General features: G+C 74.8%; 18 protein-coding genes. 12 read left to right on the top strand and 6 right to left on the bottom strand.

The annotated features are described in order from the left end of the window. Positions 1–6 precede the first annotated feature (6 nt). From I598_RS04700 to I598_RS04690, 3 genes are read right to left on the bottom strand one after another with little or no spacing between them, the layout of a single operon-like run. Positions 7–744, bottom strand: coding sequence for a S1 family peptidase (locus I598_RS04700; protein ID WP_232314263.1), 738 nt, complete (start codon positions 742–744; stop codon positions 7–9). Further along, positions 741–1,322 (bottom strand): hypothetical protein, encoded by a 582-nt coding sequence (locus I598_RS04695; RefSeq protein WP_068201721.1) that lies wholly within the window; start codon positions 1,320–1,322, stop codon positions 741–743. The genes I598_RS04700 and I598_RS04695 overlap by 4 nt, the downstream gene beginning before the upstream one ends. Before the next feature lies 1 nt (position 1,323). After that, positions 1,324–1,683: a DUF1844 domain-containing protein gene (locus I598_RS04690; RefSeq protein ID WP_068201717.1), complete on the bottom strand. Its 360-nt coding sequence runs from the start codon at positions 1,681–1,683 to the stop codon at positions 1,324–1,326. Between the two features lie 290 nt (positions 1,684–1,973). Here I598_RS04690 and infC point away from each other — a divergent pair, with 290 nt between their 5' ends. From infC to I598_RS04650, 8 genes are all read left to right on the top strand, one after another. After that, positions 1,974–3,008: a translation initiation factor IF-3 gene (infC, locus tag I598_RS04685; RefSeq protein WP_083972881.1), complete on the top strand. Its 1,035-nt coding sequence runs from the start codon at positions 1,974–1,976 to the stop codon at positions 3,006–3,008. A gap of 101 nt (positions 3,009–3,109) precedes the next feature. Beyond that, positions 3,110–3,304 carry a 50S ribosomal protein L35 gene (gene rpmI / locus I598_RS04680; protein WP_068201713.1) on the top strand — a complete coding sequence of 65 codons (195 nt, stop codon included), beginning with the start codon at positions 3,110–3,112 and terminating at the stop codon, positions 3,302–3,304. A gap of 61 nt (positions 3,305–3,365) precedes the next feature. Further along, positions 3,366–3,749, top strand: coding sequence for a 50S ribosomal protein L20 (rplT, locus tag I598_RS04675; protein WP_068201711.1), 384 nt, complete (start codon positions 3,366–3,368; stop codon positions 3,747–3,749). A 44-nt stretch (positions 3,750–3,793) separates the two neighbouring features. Further along, positions 3,794–4,669 (top strand): TrmH family RNA methyltransferase, encoded by an 876-nt coding sequence (locus tag I598_RS04670; protein ID WP_068201709.1) that lies wholly within the window; start codon positions 3,794–3,796, stop codon positions 4,667–4,669. A 25-nt stretch (positions 4,670–4,694) separates the two neighbouring features. Continuing rightward, positions 4,695–5,339 carry an RNA 2',3'-cyclic phosphodiesterase gene (gene thpR / locus I598_RS04665; protein WP_068201706.1) on the top strand — a complete coding sequence of 215 codons (645 nt, stop codon included), beginning with the start codon at positions 4,695–4,697 and terminating at the stop codon, positions 5,337–5,339. A gap of 34 nt (positions 5,340–5,373) precedes the next feature. Further along, the gene (gene pheS / locus I598_RS04660) at positions 5,374–6,435 is read left to right on the top strand and encodes a phenylalanine--tRNA ligase subunit alpha (protein ID WP_068201704.1); all 1,062 of its coding nucleotides are present in this window, start codon (positions 5,374–5,376) and stop codon (positions 6,433–6,435) included. Next, positions 6,435–9,023: a phenylalanine--tRNA ligase subunit beta gene (pheT, locus tag I598_RS04655; RefSeq protein WP_068201703.1), complete on the top strand. Its 2,589-nt coding sequence runs from the start codon at positions 6,435–6,437 to the stop codon at positions 9,021–9,023. Before pheS ends, pheT begins: the two co-directional genes overlap by 1 nt. After that, a complete protein-coding gene (locus I598_RS04650) occupies positions 9,016–9,888 on the top strand; it encodes an SDR family NAD(P)-dependent oxidoreductase (protein WP_083972879.1) in 873 nt (290 codons plus the stop codon). The genes pheT and I598_RS04650 overlap by 8 nt, the downstream gene beginning before the upstream one ends. Before the next feature lie 76 nt (positions 9,889–9,964). Here the strand turns inward: I598_RS04650 and I598_RS04645 are convergent, their stop codons facing one another. Genes I598_RS04645 through I598_RS04635 form a run of 3 tightly spaced genes read right to left on the bottom strand, consistent with a single transcriptional unit; the run spans position 9,965 to position 12,634 of the window. Further along, positions 9,965–10,753, bottom strand: coding sequence for an LLM class F420-dependent oxidoreductase (locus I598_RS04645; protein ID WP_068201701.1), 789 nt, complete (start codon positions 10,751–10,753; stop codon positions 9,965–9,967). Between the two features lie 10 nt (positions 10,754–10,763). After that, a complete protein-coding gene (locus tag I598_RS04640) occupies positions 10,764–11,636 on the bottom strand; it encodes a methyltransferase domain-containing protein (RefSeq protein WP_232314262.1) in 873 nt (290 codons plus the stop codon). 14 nt (positions 11,637–11,650) lie between these two features. Next, positions 11,651–12,634 carry a quinone oxidoreductase family protein gene (locus tag I598_RS04635; protein WP_068201697.1) on the bottom strand — a complete coding sequence of 328 codons (984 nt, stop codon included), beginning with the start codon at positions 12,632–12,634 and terminating at the stop codon, positions 11,651–11,653. An 88-nt stretch (positions 12,635–12,722) separates the two neighbouring features. Between I598_RS04635 and argC the strand changes: the two genes are divergently transcribed. Genes argC through I598_RS04615 form a run of 4 tightly spaced genes read left to right on the top strand, consistent with a single transcriptional unit; the run spans position 12,723 to position 17,219 of the window. After that, entirely contained in the window at positions 12,723–13,805 is a 1,083-nt protein-coding gene (argC, locus tag I598_RS04630; RefSeq protein WP_068201695.1) for an N-acetyl-gamma-glutamyl-phosphate reductase, read from the top strand. Then, a complete protein-coding gene (argJ, locus tag I598_RS04625) occupies positions 13,802–14,992 on the top strand; it encodes a bifunctional glutamate N-acetyltransferase/amino-acid acetyltransferase ArgJ (RefSeq protein ID WP_068201694.1) in 1,191 nt (396 codons plus the stop codon). Before argC ends, argJ begins: the two co-directional genes overlap by 4 nt. Continuing rightward, on the top strand, positions 14,989–15,978 hold the full coding sequence (gene argB / locus I598_RS04620; protein ID WP_068201693.1) for an acetylglutamate kinase: 990 nt from the start codon (positions 14,989–14,991) through the stop codon (positions 15,976–15,978). Before argJ ends, argB begins: the two co-directional genes overlap by 4 nt. Next, the gene (locus tag I598_RS04615) at positions 15,975–17,219 is read left to right on the top strand and encodes an acetylornithine transaminase (protein WP_068201692.1); all 1,245 of its coding nucleotides are present in this window, start codon (positions 15,975–15,977) and stop codon (positions 17,217–17,219) included. The genes argB and I598_RS04615 overlap by 4 nt, the downstream gene beginning before the upstream one ends. Position 17,220: the final 1 nt, after the last annotated feature.

Here is a 17,220-nt window from a genome sequence, read left to right as displayed (position 1 = left end):
ACCCGCTCAGCAGGGCGGCAGGTCCGTGAACGCCGCGGAGTCGGCGAGCAGGTCCCGCAGCGTGGAGGCCGGCACCACGAGGGAGCGGCCGTCGGAGGTCTTCGCGTACACGACCCCGATGACCTCGCCGCCGTCGTCGAGGACGGCCGACCCCGACGACCCGGGCTCCACGACGGCGTCGGTGACGAGCACCTCGCCGAGGTTCTCGTGCAGGGGGTCGGTGGTGCTGCCGACCACCTGCCCGGTGGTGACGGTCAGGCGCCCGCCCGACGGGTAGCCGACGACCGTCACCTCGTCGCCCGTGACCGGGTCCTGGGCCGACACGTCGGGGAAGGACGGCAGGGGGTCCTGCGTGCGCACCAGCGCGAGGTCGGCCAGCTCGGCCGCGCTCGCGGCGGCGACGTCGATGTCCCGCCCGTCGTAGGTGCTGACCTGCAAGGACTCGTTGCCCGCCACGACGTGCCGGTTGGTGATGAGGGTGTGCTCGTCGATCGCGAACCCCGACCCCGTCGACAGGGCGTCGCAGCCGACGTTGCGCACCCGCACGGCCATGCGCTGCACGGTGTCGAAGCCGTCGGGGGACAGGTTCTCGGTGGCCCCGTCCTCGAACTCGGGAGCGGCGGCGCTGGGCACGATGTCGTCCGGGACGGGCGGAGGCATCTCGGGCAGCGCGGAGCAGGCCGCCAGGGCGAGCAGGGCGGCGGCCGTGGCGCCCGACCGCGTCATCCGCGCCGCGGCCCTCACTGCGCGAGCTCCTGCTGGAGCCGGGTGTTGGCCTCGTTCGCCTCGTCGCACAGGGCCTGGACGTCGCCGGCGAACCGGTCGAGGTCGGCCGGGTCGTAGGCGTCACGGTTGCCGAGGTAGCCGATGAGCTGGGACTGCGCGGCGGTGCAGTGCCCCAGCGCGGTGGCGACTCCGCCCGCCGCCTCGCTCACGCGCCGCTGGTAGTCGAGGTACTGCTCGGCGACGACCTGCTCGTCGCCGAGCTGGGCCTTCTCGTCGGCGAGCTCGGTGATGCGGGCCGTCGCGGTGGCGAGCTGGTCCCGGGTGACGGCGAGGTCGGTGCGGGTGCCCTCGAGCTCGACCTCCAGGCCGGCCACCTGCTCGGCGTGGTCGCGGGCCTTGCCCTCCCAGGCCGCGGAGTGCCCCTGCCACGCGTCGGTGCTGCGCCACAGGAAGGCCGCCAGGACCAGCGCCGCGACGAGGGCGACGGCGAGGACCCCGGCCAGGACGGCCGCCCGGCGCCCCGGCCGACGCCGCCCGGCGGGGGCGGGTGCCGCGTCGACGGACGCGGGCGCCGGGGTCGGCGTCGGCTCGGCCATGTCAGACGACGGAGCCGGTGTACTTCTCGCCCGGTCCCTCGCCCGGGGCGTCGGGGATGACGGACGCCTCGCGGAACGCGAGCTGCAGGGAGCGCAGCCCGTCGCGCAGGGAGCGGGCATGCTGGTTGCCGATGTCCGGCGCGGACGCCGTGACGAGCGCGGCGAGGGCGGTGATCAGCTTGCGGGCCTCGTCGAGGTCGAGGTGGTCCCGGGCGTCGGCGTCGTCCGCGAGGCCGCACTTCACGGCGGCGGCGCTCATGAGGTGCACGGCGGCGGTGGTGATGACCTCGACGGCGGCGACGTCCGCGATGTCGCGGGTGGCGGCGTTCGCGTCGCCGGGTTCGGTGGTGGCGGAGCTCATGGGACCATCTTGGCACCTCGCGCGTGCGGGAGGACCTGGCCGGCGGCGGACCGTGCGCGTGACGGACCTGACACCGGATCGACCCCGCGACGCCTGCCGGCCCGCAGCGGGTCCGTGCTAGCCTGGGGAACTGACCGACCCGACCGCCTGGCGGACGGGTGTCGCAAGTGGAGATCATCCCACCCGAGTCCCGACGGGCGCAGCGCGCCGACAGGGGCCGGGTCCGGTCGGACGGCGTCCTTCGTCGTCCTTGTCGCACGACGGCCCCGGCCGACGTGCGCCCGGTAGTGATGGCCTCCGTCTTGCACCCAGGACGGGGGCCTTCCTCGTTTCTCGGCGGTCTCACCACGAGTTCAAGGAGCACCACCATCAGCGAGCCTCGCATCAACGACCGGATCCGCGTTCCCGAGGTCCGGCTCATCGGCCCGGGCGGGGAACAGGTCGGCGTGGTCGCCACGGGAGTCGCCCTGAAGCTTGCCCAGGACGCCGACCTCGACCTGGTCGAGGTCGCCCCGGACGCCCGTCCGCCGGTCTGCAAGCTCATGGACTTCGGGAAGTTCAAGTACGAGTCGGACATGAAGGCGCGCGAGGCGCGCCGGAAGCAGGCGAACACCCTGCTCAAGGAGATCCGGTTCCGCCTGAAGATCGACCCGCACGACTACGAGACCAAGAAGGGCCACGTCGTGCGCTTCCTGTCGGCGGGCGACAAGGTCAAGGTCATGATCATGTTCCGTGGTCGTGAGCAGTCCCGCCCGGAGATGGGCGTGCGCCTGCTGCAGCGCCTCGCGGACGACGTCTCGGAGCTCGGCTTCGTGGAGTCGATGCCGAAGCAGGACGGTCGCAACATGACGATGGTCCTGGGCCCGGTGAAGAAGAAGGCCGAGGCCAAGGTCGAGCAGCGCCAGCGCTCCGCCGAGGTCAACGCCCAGCGCAAGACGAAGTCCGAGGTCAAGGCCGAGGCCCGCGCCCGTACGGACGAGCCCGCGGACGAGGTCACGAGCGACGACGTGACCGAGCCGGTGACCGACGCCGTGGCAGAGCCCGCCGTCGAGGTCGAGGCCGTCGAGCCCGCGGCCGTCGAGCCGGAGCCCGCGGCCGTCGAGCCGGAGCCCGCGCCGGAGGCCGCGCCCGAGCCCGCCGTCGAGGAGAAGCCCGCCCCGGCTCCCCGCGCCAAGGCCCCGGCCGCCAAGGCTCCGGCCGCCGCCGCCGCGCCGGCCGCCGCCGCTCCGGCCGCGCGTCCCGCCACGCCGCGCGCGGCGACCCCGCGCCCGGCGACCCCGCGGCCCGCGCCGCGACCGGCACCCCGCCCGGGCCCCCGGGCCTGAGGCCACAGCCCATCTGACACCGGGTCGGCGCACCGGCCACGGTCAGCACCACGTCCCCGCCCCCCACGGGCGGGCGACCGACATGAGGAGAGACGGCAGTCATGCCGAAGAACAAGACGCACTCCGGCGCCAAGAAGCGCTTCCGGGTCACCGGCAAGGGGAAGGTCATGCGCGAGCAGGCCAACCGCCGCCACCTGCTCGAGCACAAGTCGACCCGTCGCACCCGCCGCCTCGCTGTCGACCAGGAGGTCGCGCCGGCGGACGTCAAGAAGATCAAGAAGCTGCTCGGCAAGTGAGTCTTCCGGCGGGTCCGACCCGCCGAGGCCACCGACCGACCCGAACTGCAAGGAGCATCACGTGGCACGCGTGAAGCGGGCTGTCAACGCCCACAAGAAGCGCCGTACGACCCTCGAGCGCGCCGCCGGTTACCGCGGCCAGCGTTCGCGCCTGTACCGGAAGGCCAAGGAGCAGGTCACCCACTCCTTCGTCTACTCGTACCGCGACCGGAAGGCCAAGAAGGGCGACTTCCGCAAGCTGTGGATCCAGCGCATCAACGCTGCGGCCCGCGCGCAGGGTCTGACCTACAACCGCCTCATCCAGGGCCTCAAGGCCGCTGAGGTCGAGGTCGACCGCCGTCTCCTCGCGGAGCTGGCCGTCAACGACATCGCCGCGTTCAACGCGCTGGTCCAGGTCGCGAAGGACGCCCTCCCCGAGGACGTCAACGCGCCCAAGGCTGCCTGAGCAGCCGCGTCGCACCCCCGGACGCCCGGACACCCCTGACCTCGATGCACCGCATCCCCGACCTCACGCTCGCCAACCCGCGGGCGGACCGGGTCAAGCAGGTCAGGGCGCTGTCCGGGCGTCCTGCGCGTTCCAAGCACGGTCAGCTGCTCGTCGAGGGCCCGCAGGGCGTCCGTGAAGCCGTGCGGCACGCCGCCGCCGACGTCCGGGACGTCTACCTCACCGAGCCTGCCGCGGCGCGCTACGACGAGATCCTCGACGCCGCGCTCGATGCGGGGCTGCGGGTCCACGTCGGCACGCCCGAGGTGCTGGACGCCATGAGCCCGGACGCCCAGGGCGTCCTGGCGGTGGTCCGGGCCCGGTCGTGGGCGCTGGCGGACACGGTCGACGAGCTGTCCGCCGCCCGGCGGGCCGCGGGCCGGCCCCTGCTCGTCGCCGTGCTGGCCACGGTGCGGGACCCGGGCAACGCCGGCACCGTGATCCGCGCCGCGGACGCCGCCGGCGCGGACGTCGTGGTGCTCGCCGGCGAGAGCGTCGACGTGCACAACCCCAAGGTGGTGCGCTCCACCGCCGGGTCCCTGTTCCACCTGCCGGTGGTGACGGGCCCGTCGCTGGCCGACACGGTGGCGGCCCTCCGGGCCGCCGGTTGCACGGTGCTGGCCGCCGACGGCGTGGGTGACCACGACCTCGACGACCTCCTCGACGTGGCGGGTCCGGCCGCCGTCCGCCCGGCGGGGACGCCCGACCTCGCCGCGTCCACCGCGTGGGTGTTCGGCAACGAGGCCTGGGGTCTGCCCGCGACCGACCGGGCGCTGGCGGACGCCGTCGTGCGCGTCCCGATCCGGGGCCGCGCGGAGTCGCTCAACCTGGCGACCGCGGCCACCGTCTGCCTGTACGCCTCCGGCCGCGCCCAGCGCTGACGGAGCCGGCCGCTAGCATCCCGGCGTGCGTCTCTTCACGGCGGTCTACCCGTCCCCGGAGTCCCTGGACCATCTCGACGGCGCCCTCGGTGGCGTCGGCGGTGCGGCCGTCGCCGATCCCGGCGCGGGGCTGCGCTGGGTGCCGCGCGAGCAGCGGCACGTGACCCTCGCGTTCCACGGCGACGTCCCCGACGGCGCGGTCGACGGCTACGTCGACACCCTCGCCGAGGCCGTCGCGGGCGTTCGGTCCTTCGACCTCGCCCTGGCGGGCAGCGGCACCTTCGGGGGTCGGACGCTGTGGGTCGGCCTCGGCGGTGACGTCCACGCGCTGCGCTCCCTCGCCCGGCACACCGACGAGGTGGCGGACGAGACCGGCGTCCCCGGCGCGGACCGCGCGTCCGGGCGTCCGCACCTCACCGTCGCGCGAGCGTCCGCGTCCGTCGTGGGCGCGGACCGCGCCCGGGAGCGTCGACGTCGGCGCCGGGGGGAGCCGGAGGGTGTGCCGACGTCGCCGTTCGGCCGGTGGTCGCGCGCCCTGTCGGTGTACCGCGGGCCGCTGTGGACGGTCGGCGAGGTCCTGGTCGTCTCGTCACGGCTCGGTGAGGGGCGTGCGGGTGGTCCTGCCCACGCGGTGGTGGCCCGCGTCCCCCTGCGAGGCCACCTAGACTGAGCCTGCCGCCCCACCGACCTCCAGGAAGGCTCGCATGTCCGCGCCCGCACCACTTCCCGACCCGCTGGACGTCACCGCGCTCGACGCCGCCGTCGACGCCGCGCTGGCCGACGTCGCCGCGGCGTCGGACCTCGACGCCCTCAAGGACGTCCGTACCCGTCACACCGGTGACCGCAGCGCCCTGGCGCTCGCCAACCGGGCGATCGGCGCGCTGCCCGGTCCGGACAAGGCGCAGGCGGGCAAGAACGTCGGCCCGCGCCGGGCGCGGCTGAACCAGGCGTTCGCGGCCCGGCAGGCCGAGCTCGAGGCGGAGCGCGACGCCCGGGTCCTTCAGACCGAGACGGTCGACGTGACGCTCCCCGTGCACCGGGCGCCCCAGGGCGCGCGGCACCCGATCGAGCTCGTCCAGGAGCGTGTCGCGGACTTCTTCGTGGGCCTCGGCTGGGAGATCGCCGACGGCCCGGAGGTCGAGGCGGAGTGGTTCAACTTCGACGCCCTGAACTTCGGCCCGGACCACCCGGCGCGGCAGATGCAGGACACGTTCTACGCGCAGTCGCCGTCCGGCGAGCCGAACAACCTGGTGCTGCGCACGCACACCTCGCCGGTCCAGGCGCGCTCGATGCTGGCGCGCGGCGTGCCCCTGTACGTCGCGGTCCCGGGCAAGACCTTCCGCACGGACGCCCTCGACGCGACCCACACCCCGGTGTTCCACCAGGTCGAGGGTCTGGCGGTCGACAAGGGCCTGACGATGGCGAACCTCGTGGGGACGCTCGACGCGTTCGCCCGGGCGATGTTCGGCCCGGAGGCCCGGACGCGGCTGCGGCCGGCGTTCTTCCCGTTCACGGAGCCGAGCGCCGAGATGGACCTGTGGTTCCCGCAGAAGAAGGGCGGCGCGGGCTGGATCGAGTGGGGCGGCTGCGGCATGGTCCACCCGAACGTCCTGCGCGCCGCCGGGGTGGACCCCGAGGAGTACTCGGGCTTCGCCTTCGGGATGGGGATCGAGCGCACGCTGATGCTGCGCCACTCCATCGCTGACATGCACGACATGGTGGAGGGCGACGTGCGCTTCTCCACGCAGTTCGGGACGGAGATCTGATGCCCCGCATCGTTGCTGACTGGCTGGCCGACCACGTCGAGCTGCCGGCGGACCTGACCACGGAGCAGCTCGCCGCCGACCTCGTGCGGGTCGGGCTGGAGGAGGAGGAGATCCACGCGGCGGCCGTCACCGGCCCGCTGGTGGTGGGTCGCGTCCTGGCGATGACGCCCGAGCCGCAGAAGAACGGCAAGACGATCAACTGGTGCCTGGTCGACGTCGGCCCGGAGCACAACGCGACGCAGATCAAGGGCGTCGACGACGCCGACGTCCCGCCCGGCGGGGCGCGCGGCGTCGTGTGCGGCGCGCACAACTTCGGTGTGGGCGACCTGGTCGTGGTCTCCCTGCCGGGCACGGTGCTGCCCGGCGGCTTCGCCATCGCGGCCCGCAAGACGTACGGCCACACCTCGGACGGCATGATCTGCTCGGTGCGCGAGCTCGGCATCGGCGACGACCACGACGGCATCCTCGTGCTGACGCGGGCCGGGTTCGCGGAGGCCGACCTCACCCCCGGGCAGTCGGCCACGGAGCTCCTCGGTCTCGGCGACGAGGTCCTGGAGATCAACGTGACCCCGGACCGCGGGTACGCGTTCAGCTACCGCGGGGTGGCGCGCGAGTACGCGCACTCCACGGGCGCCGCGTTCACGGACAAGGGCCTGCCCACGGGTGCGGAGCCCACCGCGACCCCCGACGGGTTCGTCGTCGAGGTGGACGACGCCGCTCCGATCGACGGTCGCGTCGGCTGCGACCGGTTCGTCACGCGGGTCGTGCGCGGGATCGACCCGTCGGCGCCCACCCCCGCGTGGATGAAGCGTCGCCTGGAGGGGTCGGGCATGCGCTCGATCTCGCTGGCCGTCGACGTCACCAACTACGTGATGCTGGACCTCGGGCAGCCGCTGCACGCCTACGACCTGGCGGCGGTCGCCGCGCCGGTCGTGGTGCGGCGCGCGGCGCCGGGGGAGCGACTGACGACGCTCGACGACGTCGACCGCGCGCTGGACGCCCAGGACCTGCTCATCACGGACTCCCCGGACGGCGCCCGCGGCTCGCGCGTGCTGGGCCTCGCGGGCGTCATGGGCGGCGAGTCGTCGGAGGTCTCGGCCTCGACGACGGACGTGCTGGTGGAGGCGGCGCACTTCGACCCGGTGAGCGTGGCGCGCACGGCGCGCCGCCACAAGCTGCCCTCGGAGGCGGCCAAGCGGTTCGAGCGCGGCGTCGACCCGCGGCTGCCCGCGGTGGCGGCGCAGCGTGTCGTCGAGCTCCTCGTGGAGCTCGCGGGCGGCACGGCGGACCCGGCGGTGAGCGACCTCGACACCACGACGGCGCCCACGCCGATCGCGTTCGACGTGACGCTCCCGTCCCGCACCGCCGGTGTGCCGTACACGCGCGAGCAGGTCGTCGGCACCCTCGCGGAGATCGGCTGCACGGTGACCGGCGCGGGGGAGGTCGTCGAGGTGACGCCGCCGTCGTGGCGTCCCGACCTGGTCGAGCCGGCGACGCTGGTCGAGGAGGTCGTCCGCATCGTCGGCTACGACCAGATCCCGTCGGTGCTCCCGGCCGCGCCCGGTGGCCGTGGTCTGACGCCGGAGCAGCGCACCCGCCGCTCGGTGGCGCGCGCGCTGGCCGACGCCGGGCTGGTGGAGGTGCTGTCGTACCCGTTCATGGGCCCGGCGGACCTCGACGTGCTGGGTCTGCCCGCCGACGACCCGCGGCGCACCGCGCTGCGGCTGGCGAACCCGATCGCCGACGACCGCCCGTCGATGCGCACGAGCGTGCTCGTCACCCTGCTGGAGACGGCGCGCCGCAACGTGGCCCGCGGCCTGGACGACGTCGCCGTCTTCGAGCTCGGCCTGGTGACGCACCCGGCGCCGGACGCCCCGGCGGCCCCGCAGCTCCCGGTGGGCGTGCGTCCGAGCGAGGCCGACCTGGCCGCGCTCGACGCCGCCGTCCCGCCCCAGCCGCGCCAGGTGGCCGGGGTGCTCTCGGGGAACCGCGTGCCCGCCGGCTGGTGGGGCGCGGGCCGCCCGACCGACTGGACGGACGCGCTGTCCGCCGCACGGACCGTGGCCGAGGTGGCACGCACCGAGGTCGTCGTCGCGAACGACCCGACCCGGATGCCCTGGCACCCCGGTCGCTGCGCGCGCCTCGAGCTGACGGACGGCCGCGTCGTCGGGCACGCCGGGGAGCTGCACCCGAAGGTCGTCGAGGCGCTGGGCCTGCCCGCGCGGACGGCGGCGTTCGAGCTCGACCTGTCGCTGCTGGTCGAGGCGGCCGACGGTGAGCCGGTGGCGGCCCGTCCCGTGTCGGCGTTCCCGGCCGCGAAGGAGGACTTCGCGTTCGTCGTGGACGCCGGGGTGCCCGCTGCGGAGGTCGAGGCGGCCGTGGTGGCCGGTGCCGGTGAGCTGCTGGAGGACGTCCGCCTGTTCGACGTCTTCACCGGCCCGCAGGTGGGCGAGGGCAAGAAGTCGCTCGCGTACTCGCTGCGCCTGCGCGCGGCGGACCGCACGCTGTCCGCCGACGACGTGCGTGCCGTGCGCGACGGTGTCGTGAAGTCCGCCGCCGAGCAGGTGGGGGCGGTCCTGCGTGGCTGACCCCGACGCCACCGGTGACGGTGTCGTGCGGCCCGCCCGCACGGCGCTGGTCACCGGCGCGACCCGCGGCATCGGCCGTGCGGTCGCGCTCGGCCTGGCGCGCGCGGGTCTCGACGTGGCGCTGCTGGCCCGTGACGAGGCCCTGCTCGCCGAGGTCGCGGACGAGGTCCGCGCGCTCGGGCGCCGCGCCGTCGTGCTGCCCTGCGACGTCACCGACGTCGCGGGTGTCGCGGCCGCCGTGCGTCGCGCGGAGGCTCCGGTCGCCGACGGCGGGCTCGGCGGCGTCGACCTGCTGGTGAACAACGCCGGTCGCATCGACGCCGAGGTCCCCGCCTGGGAGGCCGACGTCGACGAGTGGTGGCAGGTCGTGGAGACGAACGTCCGCGGCCCCTTCCTCCTCGTCCGGAACGTCGTGCCGGGCATGCTGGCCCGCAGCGGTGGGCGGGTGATCGACCTCAACAGCGGGTCGGGCTCGCACGACATGACCGTGTCGAGCGCCTACAACCTGTCCAAGACGGCCCTCATGCGGCTCGGGCACCACCTGCACGCCGCGGGCGGTGCGCAGGGCCTGCGGACCCTCGAGCTGGCGCCCGGCGTCGTCACGACCGACATGACGGCCTCCATGCGGATGCACGAGGGTCGCACCGAGTGGACGCCCGTCGAGCGGACGGTCGACGTGGCCGTCGCCTTCGCCCGGGGTGAGCTCGACGTGTGCTCAGGCTGGTTCGTGCGGGTGTCCGACGACACCCCGGACTCCCTGCGGGCGCTCGCCGCGACCGCGGGCGAGGTGGCGGCGCCCCGCCGCCTGCGCGTGCTGCCCGCCGGCGACGCCGACCCGATGACGGACGTCCTCACCGGGCGCTGAAGCCGCTCGCACGACGCACGGGGTGCCCGGTCCTCGAAGGTCCGGGCACCCCGTCGTGACGGTGGGGCGGTCCTCGTCAGCGTCGCTCGTCGCGCCAGGCGACCCACTGCGCGGCGGTGGTCAGGTCGTAGTCGGGGCCGTTGACGCCGATCGTGAGGAGCGTGGCTCCGGCGGCGAGGATCTCCTCGCCGGTCTCGGCGGGCGGGCCGTCGACGCCGATCGACCGCTCGACGAGGCGCGCCGTGTCACGGCCGACGTCGGCGCCGTGGTCGTCGAGGATCGCGGACTTGCGGCGCAGCGTCCCGGCGTCGCCGAACGAGTGCCAGATGTCGGCGTGCTCGGCGACGAGCCGCAGCATCTTCTTCTCCCCGCCGCCGCCGATGAGCAGCGGGATGTCCCGCGTGGGCGCGGGGTTGCCGATCGCGGCGCGCCGCCGGATCCGCGGGAGGGCCTCGGCCAGCGCCGCGATGCGCGAGCCCGCGGTGCCGAAGTCGTAGCCGAAGTTGTCGTAGTCCTTCTCGTTCCAGCCCGCGCCGATCCCGAGGATCAGGCGGCCGCCGGAGATGTGGTCGACCGTGCGCGCCATGTCGCCCAGCAGGTCGGGGTTGCGGTACCCGTTGCCGGTGACCAGCGCGCCGATCTCGACGCGTTCGGTCTGCTCCGCCCACGCCCCGAGCATGGTCCAGCACTCGAAGTGCTTGCCGTCGAGGTCGCCGGTGAGCGGGTAGAAGTGGTCCCAGTTGAAGACGACGTCGACACCGAGGTCCTCGGCCCGCAGGACGGCGTCACGGATGCCGGAGTAGTCGGCGTGCTGGGGCTGGAGCTGGACGGCGATGCGCACGGGGCGCGCGTCGGGGGAGGTCATGCTGACCAACCTAATGCGTGCGCCGGGCAACGGTGAAGACCCGGCGGAAGGTGAGCGGGGTGCCGTGGGACGTGCGCGGGTAGGCCGCGGCGAGCTCGGCCCCGAGGTCGACCCGGAACCGGGCGCGCAGGTCGGTGCCGTGCGCGGCGTCGTGCGTGGAGAGCGCGTGCAGCACCGGCTGGGCGCCCGTGGCGGAGATCCAGCGCAGGACGGGATGGGTGCCGTCGTCGGTGTCGGGCAGGACGTGCGTGTACGTGGTCTCCCAGACGTCGACGTCCCAGCCGGGGCGTGCCAGGTCGGCGAGGTGGTCGGCCGGGTCGCCGACGGCACGCCGCTCGACGGTGCCGACGACGTCCGCGAACGGCCTCCGCGAGGCGACGGTGCGCAGGAGGACGTGGCTGGGGGCGTCGTGGTTGCCCGGCACGGAGAACGCGAAGGCGTGCCGGGCACGGTCGGCGAGGTGCGGCAGCAGCGTGCGGTAGCCGGGCACCCACTGGAGGGTCGCGTTGGACACGACGAGGTCGGCGTCGTCGGTGACGCCGCCCGCAGCGTGGTCGCGGACGTCGCCGCGCAGGTAGGTGCCGTCGGGGTCGTCGGCGCGGGCGCGGTCGATCATCGCGGGGGAGGAGTCGACCCCGACCACCCGCACCCCGGGCCAGCGGGCGCGCAGGACGCCGGTGAGGTGGCCCGGCCCGCACCCGAGGTCGACGGCGGTGGTGACGTCGTCCGGGACGCGGGCGAGGAGCTCGGTGAACGGCCGGGACCGTTCGTCGACGTAGCGCAGGTAGTGCTCGGGGGACCAGTCGCCCATCACATCTCCTTCGATATCAAGTATCTTGACATCAAGATAGATGCTGGCGGCCGACGTGTCGACCGCCGTCACGGTGCGGCCCGCCGTCAGGGGAGCAGCAGCACCTTGCCCGTCGTGCGGCGCCCTTCGAGGGCGCGGTGCGCCTCGGCCGCCTCGGCGAGCGGGAAGGTGGCCCCGACGCGCACGTCGAGGTCGCCGTCGGCGGCGGCCCGGAACACCTCGCGGGCCCGCCACTCGAGCTCCGCCGGGGTCGCCGTGTAGTGCGCGAGCGTCGGCCGGGTGACGTAGAGCGACCCGGCGGCGTTGAGGCGTTGCAGGTCGAACGGCGGCACCTGCCCGGACGCCCCGCCGAACAGCACGAGCGTGCCGCGCCGGCGCAGGGAGGCCAGGGATGCGTCGAACGTCGCGGCTCCGACGCCGTCGTAGACGACGTGCACGCCCGCGCCGTCGGTGAGGTCGCGCACGAGAGCGGGCAGCTCGGTGGCGAGGTCGTCCAGGCGGGCGTAGTCGATGGTGTGCGCGGCCCCGGCCGCGGACGACAGGGCGGCCTTCTCGGGCGTGGAGACGGTGGTGATCACCCGGGCGCCGCGGGCGACGGCGAGCTGGGTGAGCAGCAGCCCGACGCCCCCGGCGCCGGCGTGCAGCAGGACGTCGTGGCCCTGGCCGACCTCGAACGTCGAGGCCACGAGGTAGTGGGCGGTCATGCCCTGCAGGGGGAGCGCGGCGGCGGTGGTCAGGTCCAGGCCGTCGGGGACGTGGACGGCGTCGGCGGCGGGCACGACGGCGAGCTCCGCGTACGACCCGGGGGCGGCGTCCCAGGCGACGCGGTCTCCGACGACGAACCCGCGCGCCTCGGCTCCGACGGCCTCCACGACACCTGCGCCCTCGGAGCCCACCACGTGCGGGAAGCTCATCGGGTACACCCCGGCGCGGCGGTAGGTGTCGATGAAGTTCACCCCGGCGGCGGCGACCCGCACGAGCAGGTCGGTCGGACCTGGGGCGGGATCGGGCAGCTCGGTGGACGACAGGACCTCGGGACCACCCGCGCTGCGGGCCACGACGGCGTGCATGTCTCCGAGACTAACCGGCCGCGAGGGCCCGCGACCGCCTGTCGGAATAGATTCCGAAGACCTCGCATATGTATGTATAGTGGCGCCCATGGCCAGCACACAGCAGCGACTGCGCGTCGCCGTCGCCGGGGCGTCCGGCTACGCCGGCGGTGAGTTGCTCCGGATCGCCGCGCGTCACCCGCACCTCGAGATCGGCGCGCTGACCGCGCACTCGAACGCCGGCAGCCGCCTCGGCGAGCTGCAGCCGCACCTGCGCGGCCTCGCCGACCGCGTGCTCGAGCCCACCACGGCCGAGGCGCTCGCGGGCCACGACGTGGTCGTCCTCGGCCTGCCCCACGGCGCGTCCGGCGAGATCGCCGCCCAGCTGCCCGACGACGTCCTCGTCCTCGACCTGGGCGCCGACCACCGCCTGGCCTCCGCCGCCGACTGGGAGGCGTTCTACGGCTCCGCGCACGCCGGGACCTGGCCGTACGGTCTGCCCGAGCTGATCCGCACCGCCGCCGACGGCTCCGTCACGACCCAGCGCGACCGCCTGGCCGGCGCCCGCCGGATCGCCGTGCCCGGCTGCAACGTCACCGCCGTCACCCTCGCGCTCCAGCCGGGGGTCGCCGCCGGCCTCGTCAGCCCCCGGGACGTCGTCGCGGTGCTCGCCAACGGGTACTCCGGCGCGGGCAAGGCCCTCAAGCCGCACCTGCTGGCCGCGGAAGGTCTCGGGTCGGCCGCGCCGTACGCCGTCGGCGGCACCCACCGGCACATCCCCGAGATCGCGCAGAACCTGCGCGTCGCGGGCGCCGACGACGTGTCGATCAGCTTCACCCCGACGCTCGTGCCGATGTCCCGCGGCATCCTCGCCACCGTGACCGCCCGCCTCGCGCCGGGCCGCGAGGCCGCGAGCGCCGCCGACGTCCGCGCGGTGTGGGAGCAGGCGTACGCCGACGAGCCGTTCGTCGACCTGCTGCCCGCGGGGCAGTGGCCGTCGACGGCCGCCACGCTCGGCGCCAACACGGCGCTCGTGCAGGTGGCGCTGGACGCGGCCGCCGGCCGCGTCGTCGTGGTCACCGCGCTCGACAACCTCGTCAAGGGCACCGCCGGTCAGGCCGTGCAGGCGATGAACCTCGCCCTCGGCCTGCCGGAGACGGCGGGCCTCGTCACCGAAGGAGTGGCTCCGTGAGCATCACCACCCCTCGCGGGTTCCGGGCGGCCGGTGTCGCCGCGGGCCTGAAGTCCACGGGTGCGCGCGACGTCGCGCTCGTCGTCAACGACGGCCCGCTGGCGTCCGCCGCGGCCGTGCTGACGTCGAACCGCGTGCAGGCCGCGCCCGTCGTGTGGACCCGGCAGGCCGTCTCCGACGGCGCCGCCCGCGCCGTCGTGCTGAACTCCGGCGGCGCCAACGCCTGCACGGGCCCGGAGGGCTTCGCGGACACGCACCGCACGGCCGAGCACGTCGCCGCGGTGCTCTCGGCCGGTGCCGCGACCCCCGAGGACGAGGTCGGGGCCGGCGACGTGCTCGTGTGCAGCACGGGCCTCATCGGCCTTCGTCTCGACATGGACGGCCTGCTGGGAGGCGTGGACGCCGCGGCCGGAGCGCTGGACCCCGACGGCGGGGACGACGCCGCCCACGCCATCATGACCACCGACTCCGTCGCCAAGCAGGCCGCCGCGCAGCGCGACGGCTGGAGCGTCGGCGGGATGGCCAAGGGCGCGGGGATGCTCGCGCCGGGCCTGGCCACCATGCTGTCGGTCGTCACCACCGACGCCGTCGTCGACGCCGCGACCGCCGACGCCGCGCTGCGCGCCGCCACCCGCACCACGTTCGACCGGGTCGACTCCGACGGCTGCATGTCGACCAACGACACCGTGATCCTGCTCGCGAGCGGGGCGTCCGGGGTCGAGGTCACACTCGCCGAGCTCACGTCGGCCGTCACCGACGTCTGCGCCTCCCTCGCCCGCCAGCTCGTCGCGGACGCCGAGGGCGCGAGCCACGACATCGCGGTCACCGTGCGCGGCGCGAGCACCGAGGACGCCGCGCTCGCCTGCGCCCGGGCCGTCACCCGCTCCAACCTGTTCAAGGCCGCCGTCTTCGGCAACGACCCGAACTGGGGCCGGGTGCTCGCCGCCGTCGGCACCGTGCCGCCCGACGTCGCGCCCTACGACCCGCTCTCGCTCGACGTCGCCATCAACGGCGTGCAGGTGTGCCGGGCCGGGGGCGTCGGCGAGCCGCGCGAGCTCGTCGACCTCGCCTCGCACCGCGACGTGCACGTGGACGTCGACCTGCACGCCGGCGATTCCGAGGTCACGCTCTGGACCAACGACCTCACGCACGACTACGTCCACGAGAACAGCGCGTACTCCTCATGAGCGACCGGACGCCGGACACCGGCATCGACCCCGACTTCACGTTCGACACCCGCACCGACCTGCGCCCGGACCAGAAGGCCGAGGTGCTCATCGAGGCCCTGCCCTGGTTGCAGGAGTTCGCGGGCGCGCTGGTCGTCGTCAAGTACGGCGGCAACGCGATGATCGACGACACGCTCAAGGCGGCGTTCGCGGAGGACATGGTGTTCCTGCGCCAGGTCGGCCTGCGGCCGGTCGTGGTGCACGGCGGGGGCCCGCAGATCTCCGCGATGCTCGGCCGGGTCGGCATCGAGTCCGAGTTCCGGGGCGGCCTGCGCGTCACCACCCCCGAGGCGATGGACGTCGTGCGGATGGTCCTGGTCGGCCAGGTGCAGCGCGAGCTCGTCGGGCTGCTCAACGCCCACGCACCCCGCGCCGTCGGCCTGTCGGGGGAGGACGCCGGGCTGTTCGGCGCGGTGCGTCGCCAGGCCGTCGTGGACGGCGAGCCCGTCGACGTGGGCCTCGTCGGCGACGTCGTGCAGGTCAACCCGTCGGCGGTGCTCGACCTCCTCGCCGCCGGCCGCATCCCCGTGGTGTCGACGGTCGCGCCCGACGTCGACGACCCCACCCAGGTGCTCAACGTCAACGCCGACACCGCGGCCGCGGCGCTCGCGGTGGCGCTGGGGGCGAAGAAGCTCATCGTCCTCACCGACGTCGAGGGCCTGTACACGAGCTGGCCGGACCGCACCTCGCTGGTGGAGCAGATCTCCGCGGGCGACCTCGCGCAGCTCCTGCCGAGCCTGAGCGCGGGGATGGTGCCCAAGATGGAGGCGTGCCTGCGGGCCGTGCAGGGCGGGGTGCCGCGCGCCTCCGTCATCGACGGCCGCCAGGCGCACTCGGTGCTGCTGGAGGTCTTCACGACCCGCGGCAACGGCACGATGGTGGTCCCGGACGGTGACGTCCCGGACGGCCCGCACCACGACCACGGCTCGACGGAGGCGAACGCATGACCGACGTGACGACCCGCACCGAGCTGACCTCGGACGGGTGGACCGAGGCGTACACCCGCTCGGTGATGGACACGTTCGGCCCGCCGCAGCGCATCCTCGTGCGCGGCGAGGGGGCCTACGTGTGGGACGCCGACGGCAAGCGGTACCTCGACCTGCTCGCCGGGATCGCGGTCAACGCCCTCGGGCACGCCCACCCGACCCTGACGGCGGCGATCAGCGCCCAGCTCGGGACGCTCGGGCACGTGTCGAACTTCTTCGGCACGCCCACCCAGATCACCCTGGCCGAGCGGCTGCTCCAGCTCGCCGAGGCGCCCGACGGCTCCCGCGTGTTCTTCACGAACTCCGGCACGGAGGCCAACGAGGCGGCGTTCAAGATGGTCCGCCGCACCGGCCGGCCGCGCGTCCTCGCCCTGGAGGGCGGGTTCCACGGCCGCACCATGGGTGCGCTGGCCCTCACGGCGAAGGCCGCCTACCGGGAGCCGTTCGAGCCGCTGCCCGGCGGGGTCGAGCACCTGCCGTTCGGCGACACCGACGCGCTCGTCGAGGCGTTCTCGCCCGAGGCCGTCGCCGCGCGCGGCGAGGTCGCCGGGTTCGTCGTCGAGCCGATCCAGGGCGAGGCCGGGGTGCGTGAGCTGCCGGCCGGCTACCTGGCGCTGGCGCGGCGGCTCACCGCCGACGCGGGCGCCCTGCTCGTCCTCGACGAGGTGCAGACCGGCATCGGCCGCACGGGCCGCTGGTTCGCCCACCAGCACCCGGAGCTCGGGGGCGGGATCGTGCCCGACGTCGTCACGCTCGCCAAGGGGCTCGGAGGCGGGTTCCCCGTGGGTGCCGTCGTCGCGTACGGGGAGTCGGCGACGCTGCTCGGCCGCGGTCAGCACGGCACCACGTTCGGCGGCAACCCCGTGGCCGCCGCCGCGGCGCTGGCCACGCTCGGTGTCATCGAGCGCGACCGGCTGCTCGCCCACGTCGTCGAGGTCGGCGAGACGCTGCGCCGCGCGATCGAGGCCGGTGGGAACCCGCTGGTGGCCGAGGTCCGCGGCCGGGGCCTGCTGCTCGCCGTGCGACTCGACCGGCCCGTCGCCGCCGAGGTCGCCCGCGCCGCGCTGGAGGCCGGGTTCGTCGTCAACGCCGTCGCGCCCGACGCGATCCGCCTCGCCCCGCCGCTGGTCCTCACCACCGACCAGGCCCTCGACGCCGCACGCTTCTTCGCCGGCGTCACCGTCCCCGACCCGGAGCACTGAC

Source organism: Isoptericola dokdonensis DS-3 (assembly GCF_001636295.1).
GTDB lineage: Bacteria > Actinomycetota > Actinomycetes > Actinomycetales > Cellulomonadaceae > Isoptericola > Isoptericola dokdonensis.
Note: the sequence above shows the minus strand (reverse complement) of the source record. Positions and strands in the feature narration are given on the sequence as shown.